Below are 7,871 nucleotides of genomic sequence, written 5' to 3'. Positions count from 1 at the left end.
GCTGAGCCGTATCACTGCCGTCAACTATCTCATCTGCGCGCGCAAACCTGCATGAAACAGCTGCCTGTCTCGACTCAAGGCGTATTGTTCGATCTGGACGGCACCTTGCTGGACAGCGCGCCGGATCTGCATGCCGCATTGGCCGTCTATTGCGGCGAGGTCGGTGTTGCCACACCTTCTTATGCAGCAGTGCGCACGGTGGTGTCGCGCGGGTCGCGCGCTATCCTGCGCTGCGCATTCGATGAAAGCGACGAGGCCCTGCTCGAACGCATGCCGCGCTATCTGGAGCTTTATCACAGCATGATGGCGCGCCACACGCGTCCGTTCGAAGGCATCGAGCCACTGCTCGATACGCTGGAAGCAAGCGGTATCGCCTGGGGCATCGTTACCAACAAGCCCGGCTATCTCACCGATGATCTGGTGAACCAGATCGGCTGGGGCGAGCGCGTGTGCGCGGTGGTCTCCGGCGACACGCTGCCGGTGCGCAAACCCGATCCGGCGCCGGTGCTGCTGGCATGCGAACGTGCCGGGCTGGCACCTGCCCACTGCTTTTTCGTCGGCGACGATCGCCGCGACGTGCAGGCCGGGCATGACGCCGGCCTCTACACCGTGGCCGTGCAATGGGGCTATCTGGATGGCGGCGATCCGCACGCCTGGGGCGCCGACGTGGTGGTGGCGCATCCGCGTGATTTGATCGAATTGCTCAAGTTGAAGGTCCCGGCGTGAGCGATGAGACTTCGCTGCACGGTGCCTTGCAAAGTTACGTCGACAAATGGCTGGCCGTGCAGCCGCAACAACGCACCGCGCTGGTGTTCGTCGATCCGGCCAAATATCCCGGACACATTGCGCTTGCGGCATGGGAGCAGGAATTGCTATCCGCCGCCTATGGCATACGCGAGCCGCATGTTGCCGCCACCAAGCTCAACTGGTGGGCGGAAGAATTGAGTGGTGCTGCCGCCAGCGGAGGCAGGCATCCGCTGACCCGCGTGCTGTTCGATGACGAACGTGCCCATGCGATACCGCCGGAACGTTGGCTGGCCCCGGTGCTGGCCGCGATGGCGCAATTGGAAGAAGGTACGGCGGTCGATTTCAGCGCCCAGCTCAATGCCGCTGCCGCGCTGCACGGCGCGCTGGCCGCGCTGGAAACGGCCTGGTGGTACGGTGAAGCCGCATCACCGGCGCGCGCCGCACGGGTGGCCACGTTGAGCCACCTGCTGTTTGCCCTGCGTCGCCTGCAGGACGACGTGGAGCGGGACCGTCTGCCGCTGCCCATGGCCCGGCTGGCGCGCTTCGGCCTGAGCCGGGCCAAGCTTCGCCAGCGCAGCGATGAGCGCGACCAGGCGATCAAGGCTCAATTGGGTGATTTACGTTCGGCGTGGGGCGAAGCCTCGCGCCTCGACGGACCGCTCAGCGTATTCCGGGCGTTGGAGGCGGGCGAGGGCGAGCGGCTGGTGCGCAGGGCGGTTCAGGCCGGCGAACCTTTGAAGACGCTGCAAAAAGGCACGCCAGGCAGTGGCTTTATGGCCACCTTGCGCGCTTGGCGGGCGGCGCGGCGGTGGCAGCAAAGCGTGCGGCAAGCGCCATAAAACACACTGTTTCCGGAGCGGGGCCTGTTGCCGCGCAGCAACAGGCCTCAACATTAGGCACGTTGCCGCGTCCCGGCAACCTGTGCCCATCCAGCCTCTCCTGAGCGCCGCGGGGAGGGTGACCGAAGGAATTCCTCATGCATGCCCACGAAAACACCGCCCGCTTGATGCCCGATGTTGCCAGCCAGGCGCAGCCGCATCTGGCTGGCGCACTGGATTGGGTCGGCATGGACGGCATCGAAGTGCCGGTGCTGTTCGATGCCGGCGACGGCCGCGTGCAGCAGTCCAGCGCCCAGGTAGGGGCCTTCGTCAACCTGACCCGGCCGGACAAGCGCGGCATCCACATGTCGCGCCTGTATCTGCTGGCCGACGAATACCTCAGCACCAAGCCAGTGGACGCCGGCATGCTGCAATCATTGCTGCGCGCCTTTCTCGAATCGCATCGCGACCTGGCTGATTGTGCGCGCATCAGTATTCGTTTCGATCAGCTCGTGCGCCGCGCCGCATTGCGCAGCAGCAACAGCGGCTGGCGTGCGTACCCGGTCTCGATTGAAGCCAGCCTCGGTGAGGAAGGCTTTCGCCTGGAACTAGGCACGGAGGTCGTCTACTCCTCGACCTGTCCCGCCTCGGCCGCACTGTCGCGGCAATTGATCCAGGACCAATTCGCCAAGGATTTCGATGCCGGCAAGCCGCTGGACCACGCTGCGGTGCTGGCCTGGCTGGGCAGTGAGAAAGGCATCGTCGCCACACCCCACGCTCAGCGCAGTGTGGCGCGCCTGCTGGTGCGTTTTGTGAAAGACACCCCGTTGAACCTGGTCTACCTGCTCGATCGCGTCGAGCAGGCGCTGGGCACGCCAGTGCAGACCGCCGTCAAGCGGGAAGACGAACAGGCCTTCGCGCTCGCCAACGGCGGCAACCTGATGTTCTGCGAAGACGCCGCGCGTCGCATTCAACGCGCACTGGACGCCGACGACCGCATCGCCGACTTCCACGTGCGTCTCGAACACCAGGAAAGCCTGCATCCGCACGACGCGGTGGCCTATGCCAGCAAGGGCGTTGCCGGCGGGTACGGCCATCGGCGTGGCTGATTCAGTCGGTTGCGGGCGTGGTTGCTATCATCCAGGCCTTCGCAGATTGAAGGAGTTCCCATGAAGGTCCGCTACGGAGTGCTCTTGGCCGGCGCATATGCCCTCGCCGGTTGCAGCTGGATGCCGCACTTCGGCAAGCATGAGGCGCCGCCGCCGCAGCAGGCGCTGATGAAGTCGTTGACCGGTGAAGTCGACTATCACCTCATGCACGATCTGCCGCCCGATGCGTATCTGATCGTCACGCTCAACCGGCATGATGCCCCGGCAGGCGTGATCGCCACCGACCGTATTGCGCCGATCGGGCCGTCACCGGTGCCGTTCGTGTTGAGTTACGAGCCGGGAGACATCGCCAACGGCACGGATTTCAGGGTGTCGGCAAGCATCAAGCAGGGTGATCGCACGCTGGCGACCACCGATACGCAGACGAGGGTGCTGGGCGACTCCGGCAACAATGGACCGATTTCCGTCGTGATTTCCGAGCTGCACTGACGGTTGCGTGCCGCCATGTCCGCCTACGCGAGCATGGCGGCAGGTGCAATCAACGATCAAACGCCAGGCGCTCGCCGTGCACGCTTTCGTCCACGCGCGAGCCATCCCACACGCGTTGTCCGTTGACGAACGTCGCCGCAATGGAATGGCTGAAGGTGTAACCCTCGAACGGCGACCAGCCGCACTTCGATAGCACTTCCTCGCGGCGCACGGTGTGCGGCGTGCGTGGATCGACCAGCACCAGGTCAGCCGCGTAGCCTTCGCGCAAAAAGCCGCGTTCGTGCACGCTGAACAGCGTCGCTGGCGCATGGCTGACCGCTTCCACCACGCGTTCCAGCGTGAGCTTGCCTTCGGTCACGCGTTGCAAGGCTGCCTGCAGCGCAAATTGCACCAGTGGCAGGCCGGACGGGGCCTTGTCGTACAGCTGGGCCTTTTCTTCCAGCAGATGGGGGGCATGGTCGGTGGCGAGCACGTCGATGCGGCATTCGGCCACGGCCTTGGTGATGGCCTCGCGATCCGCGGCGGTCTTGATGGCGGGGTTGCACTTGATCAGGAACCCCAGCCGTTCGTAATCCTCGTCGCTGAAATGCAGGAAGTGCACGCAGGTCTCGGCAGTAATCTGCTTGCCCTTGAGTGGTCCGGGCTGGAACAGGGCCAGTTCATCCGCGGTGGAAATATGCAGCACATGCAGCCGCGTGCCATGCTTCTGCGCCAGCGAAATCGCCAGCCGGGTGGACTTGATGCAGGCCTCGCGCGAGCGGATCAGCGGATGTTCATACGCAGGAATGGCGTCGCCGTATTTTTCGCGCGCCTTGGCGTGCAGCGCATCGATCATCGGCGTGTCTTCGCAGTGCGTAATGATCGGTGTAGGCGCTTCGCGAAAGATGCCGTCCAGCGTGTCGGGATTGTCCACCAGCATGTTACCGGTGGAAGCGCCCATGAATACCTTGATACCTGGCGCCGCCTTTGGGTCCAGCGCACGGATCGCCTCAAGGTTGTCGTTGCTGGCACCAAGGTAGAACGCGTAGTTCACCGCCGAGGTCTCCGCCGCACGCGTGTATTTGGCTTCCAGCGATTCGCGGTCCAGTGCCGGCGGCCTGGTGTTCGGCATCTCCATGAAGCTGGTGATGCCACCTGCGGCGCAGGCACGCGACTCGTGCGCGATGTCCGCTTTGTGTGTAAGCCCCGGTTCGCGGAAATGCACCTGGTCATCCACCATGCCTGGCAGCAGCCATAAGCCGGCGGCGTCGATCAGCTGCTCGCCGGGACGGGCGCTCAAGCTGTCGCCGATGGCCTCGATGCGGCCGTGCTTTATGCGCAAGTCGGCGTGAAAGCGCCGTCCTTCATTGACCAGTTCGGCGTTCTTGATCAGCCAATCGGTAGACATGCGAACTCCTTAGGAAAAGGAAAACTTGAAAGGCGTTGGACTTGTGCCGGGCTCAAGGAGCCCCATCTTCCGGTCCCTTGCCTGTGGCATGGCAGCCAGGAAAGTGGAAGTGCTCGGGTACTGGATCGTTACCACCCGAGCACAGCGGCTGACAGCGTAGTATCCGCCATCCGGCCAGCAAGCCGCCGCGCCACGGACCAAAGCGGGAGACAGCAATGCGTGCATAATCGGAGCAACTGGGGTAAAAGCGACAACGCTGTCCTAACAGCGGGCTCACGAGGCGTTTGTAGAGATCGAGCAGAACGATAATCCATCGACTCACGACGTTCACATGATCGAAACCGCTTTGAGACCCAGGAATGTAAGTATCCCAGAAGGATGGTTGCCGGTGTGAAGGGTATTGGGCTATAACAGCCGGCCGCCAAGGCCAAAACGGTGAAGGTAAATGGCGAAAACCATGCATAATTCGACCGCCGCCAAGAACGCTGCAAAAGGAAAGGCTGCGGGCAAAAGCAACGACACCAAGGTCGGCAAGGCCAAGGTAGCTGCGCCCAAGTCCGTGAAAAAAGCGGCGCCGGCCAAGAAGGTCGAGGCTAAGAAAGCCCCGGCCAAGGCGGTTGCCAAGAAGGCTGCACCGGCCAAGAAGGCCGTGGCCAAGCCAGCCGCCAAGCCCCACCCGAAGCATGCCGAACCGGTCAAGGCTGTAGCCAAGAAGGCAGCCAAGCCCGAGGCCAAGAAGCCCGAACCCAAGCACGCCGCACCCGTTGCCAAGGCGGCGCCGGTGGCCAAGAAAGCCGTCGAGAAAGCCGTAGCCAAACCGGCGGTGCCGAAACCCGCTCCGGCACCGGTCGCGGCGTCGAAGGCAGCGCCTACCTCCACACAAACTGCAACACCCAAAGCCGTATCATCCCCCCCCGCCCGGCCCATCGTGGGCAAGGTGGCCAGCGCCGTGGGACCTTCCCCGGCGCCGCGCGTAGCGAATGCCACTGCGCACAACTCATCCAGCAAGAAGCAGAAGACAACGCAGTCATCAATGAATAGCTCCGCTACAACGCTCGATAATGGTGTAACCCGCGAAGACGGCCGTTACGCCCTGCCCATCACCACGAATATCGATCTGCCTCCGGGCTATCGTCCTTCGTCCGACGAGGAGTACATGAACCCTCGTCATCTTGCATACTTCCGCAACAAGCTGCGCGTCTGGCGTGAGCAGTTGGTGGAAGAGTCGCGCCAGACGATGGAAAACCTGCGCGATGAGGTGCGCGACGTCGGCGACGAAGCCGAGCGCGCCACCCGCGAGACGGAAAACTCGCTGGAACTGCGCACCCGCGACCGCTACCGCAAGCTGATCTCCAAGATCGACAAGGCGCTGCGCCGCATCGAGGAAGGCCGTTACGGTTACTGCGAAGAGACCGACGAGGAAATCGGCCTCGAGCGCCTCGACGCGCGCCCGATCGCCACGCTGTCGCTGGATGCGCAGGAGCGTCGCGAGCATCTGCAGAAGCAGATGGGCGATTGATGCGGGTTCAGCGGCGCCGGCCGGCGTAACGAAAGCCCCGCTGTTGCGCGGGGCTTTTTTTACTCCTGGGATTTCACACCAGCCACCAGCCTATTGGGCTGCGGCCGCATACGCCTTCAACTTCGCCAGCATCGCCGCCAGGCCGTTCGAGCGCGTCGGCGACAAATGCCTGGCCAGGCCGATTTCCTGGATGAAGGTCGGCTCCGTGGCGACGATCTCGGCCGCCGCGCGATCCGAGTACACGCGCAGCACCAGCGCAATCAGGCCGGAGACGATGGCCGAATCGCTGGCCGCATCGAAGTGCATGTTCGAGGCATTCCCGCTCGGCACCAGCCACACCATCGACTGGCAGCCGTGCACGCGGTAGTCCTCGGTCTTCTTGTCTTCCGGAAACGGCGGAAGCTGTTTGCCGAGGTCAATCAGGTATTGGTAGCGCTCGGTCCAGTCGCCGAAGAAGGCGAACTCCTCGGCAATATCCTGTTGAGCTTGGGCGGCGCTGGCGGGGGCAAGAGTGTTCATGGCTGGATTATCGCGCGGTTCTGTTTAGCTCGGGGTCGAACCCCGCCGTTTCAATGCTTCACCACGCTCCAGCGCGTGCCCTGGGTGCTGTCCTCGATCAATACCCCCATGGCCGTCAGCTCGTTCCGGATTTCGTCGGCGCGCGCAAAATCGCGAGCGGCCCGGGCGACGCGGCGTGCTTCCAGCAGGGCTTCGACGCGCTCGGCGTCGACCGCAGCGCCGGCCTGTTTGAACCAGGCTTCCGGATCCTGTTGCAGCAGGCCCAGCGCCGCGCCTGCGCCGAGCAAGGCGGCTTTGGCGGCAGCGCTGGGCGCCTGCCGCGCGGCGTCGGCCAGCGTCGACAGCTCCGCCAGCGCTTGCGGTGTGTTGAGGTCATCGCACAGGGCGGCTTCCACGCGCTCGGGCACTGGCAGCGGTTGCGTCATATCCATGGGGATGTCACCCAGCTCGCGCAGCACGCGGTACCAGCCATCCAGCGTGCTGATGGCCTGGGCAATGGCCGCATCGGACCAGTCCAGCGGCTGGCGGTAGTGGCCGCGCAGCAGCAGCAGGCGCAGCGCTTCGTGTGGATGCTGCCTGAGCAGTTCATGCACATGCAGCACATTGCCCAGCGACTTGGACATCTTGCGCCCATCGAAGGTAAGCATGCCGTTGTGCAGCCACCAGCGCGCAAACAGCTTGCCGCCGTGTGCGCAGGTGGACTGGGCGATTTCGTTTTCGTGATGCGGAAACTGCAAATCCACGCCGCCGGCATGGATGTCGATGGTTTCGCCCAGGTGCGCGGCGCTCATCGCCGAGCATTCGATATGCCAGCCTGGCCGGCCGCGCCCCCAGGGGCTGTCCCAGCCGGGCAGTTCCGGCGTGGAGGGCTTCCACAACACGAAATCGGTGGGATTCTTTTTGTACGGCGCAACCTCTACCCGCGCGCCGGCGATCAGTTCGTCAGTGTCGCGGCCGGACAGGGCGCCGTAGGCGGGGTAGGCGGCCACGTCGAACAGCACGTGTCCCTCGGCTTCATAGGCGTGGCCGTTGCCGATCAAGCGGCGGATCATTTCGATGATCTGGCCGATGTGCGCCGTCGCGTGCGGCTCGACATCCGGCGCGGCGTTGCCCAGTTCGGCCATGTCCTCGCGGTAGGCCTGGGCAAAACGGGTGGTGATCTGGCCGATCGGCACGCCTTGCTCGAGCGCGGCGGTGTTGATCTTGTCGTCCACGTCGGTGATGTTGCGGGCGTAGATCACGCCTGGGTAATGCCGGCGCAGCAGCTTCACCAGCACGTCGAA

At 64.0% G+C, this 7,871-nt stretch carries 9 protein-coding genes; 5 read left to right on the top strand and 4 right to left on the bottom strand.

Annotation, left to right across the window (positions count from 1 at the left end; all coding sequences use genetic code 11):
- Positions 1-51: 51 nt before the first annotated feature.
- The 4 genes from VMA74_RS17925 to VMA74_RS17910 all read left to right on the top strand — a co-directional run bounded on the left by VMA74_RS17925 (position 52) and on the right by VMA74_RS17910 (position 3,163).
- Positions 52-726, top strand: coding sequence for an HAD-IA family hydrolase (locus tag VMA74_RS17925; RefSeq protein WP_325369444.1), 675 nt, complete (start codon positions 52-54; stop codon positions 724-726).
- Positions 723-1,586, top strand: coding sequence for a squalene/phytoene synthase family protein (locus VMA74_RS17920; RefSeq protein ID WP_325369443.1), 864 nt, complete (start codon positions 723-725; stop codon positions 1,584-1,586). The genes VMA74_RS17925 and VMA74_RS17920 overlap by 4 nt, the downstream gene beginning before the upstream one ends.
- Before the next feature lie 137 nt (positions 1,587-1,723).
- Positions 1,724-2,674, top strand: coding sequence for a GTP cyclohydrolase FolE2 (folE2, locus tag VMA74_RS17915; RefSeq protein WP_325369442.1), 951 nt, complete (start codon positions 1,724-1,726; stop codon positions 2,672-2,674).
- A 60-nt stretch (positions 2,675-2,734) separates the two neighbouring features.
- On the top strand, positions 2,735-3,163 hold the full coding sequence (locus VMA74_RS17910; protein WP_325369441.1) for a YbaY family lipoprotein: 429 nt from the start codon (positions 2,735-2,737) through the stop codon (positions 3,161-3,163).
- A 49-nt stretch (positions 3,164-3,212) separates the two neighbouring features.
- Here VMA74_RS17910 and VMA74_RS17905 read toward each other — a convergent pair whose 3' ends face one another.
- Complete coding sequence (locus VMA74_RS17905) at positions 3,213-4,550, bottom strand: dihydroorotase (protein WP_325369439.1); 1,338 nt, start codon at positions 4,548-4,550, stop codon at positions 3,213-3,215.
- A gap of 52 nt (positions 4,551-4,602) precedes the next feature.
- Positions 4,603-5,013, bottom strand: a complete 411-nt coding sequence (yidD, locus tag VMA74_RS17900; protein ID WP_414649633.1) for a membrane protein insertion efficiency factor YidD — start codon at positions 5,011-5,013, stop codon at positions 4,603-4,605.
- Here yidD and dksA point away from each other — a divergent pair.
- Entirely contained in the window at positions 5,008-6,069 is a 1,062-nt protein-coding gene (gene dksA, locus VMA74_RS17895) for an RNA polymerase-binding protein DksA (RefSeq protein WP_325369435.1), read from the top strand. The genes yidD and dksA overlap by 6 nt on opposite strands.
- A gap of 90 nt (positions 6,070-6,159) precedes the next feature.
- Here the strand turns inward: dksA and VMA74_RS17890 are convergent, their stop codons facing one another.
- Positions 6,160-6,588: a SufE family protein gene (locus VMA74_RS17890; protein ID WP_325369434.1), complete on the bottom strand. Its 429-nt coding sequence runs from the start codon at positions 6,586-6,588 to the stop codon at positions 6,160-6,162.
- A gap of 50 nt (positions 6,589-6,638) precedes the next feature.
- A partial coding sequence (gene cysS, locus VMA74_RS17885; RefSeq protein WP_325369431.1) for a cysteine--tRNA ligase occupies positions 6,639-7,871 on the bottom strand: 1,233 nt, incomplete at its 5' end.

Origin of the sequence: Dyella sp. (assembly GCF_035508675.1) — a bacterium.
In the GTDB taxonomy this organism is placed as follows: domain Bacteria; phylum Pseudomonadota; class Gammaproteobacteria; order Xanthomonadales; family Rhodanobacteraceae; genus Dyella_B.
This window is presented reverse-complemented; position numbering and strand designations above follow the sequence as displayed.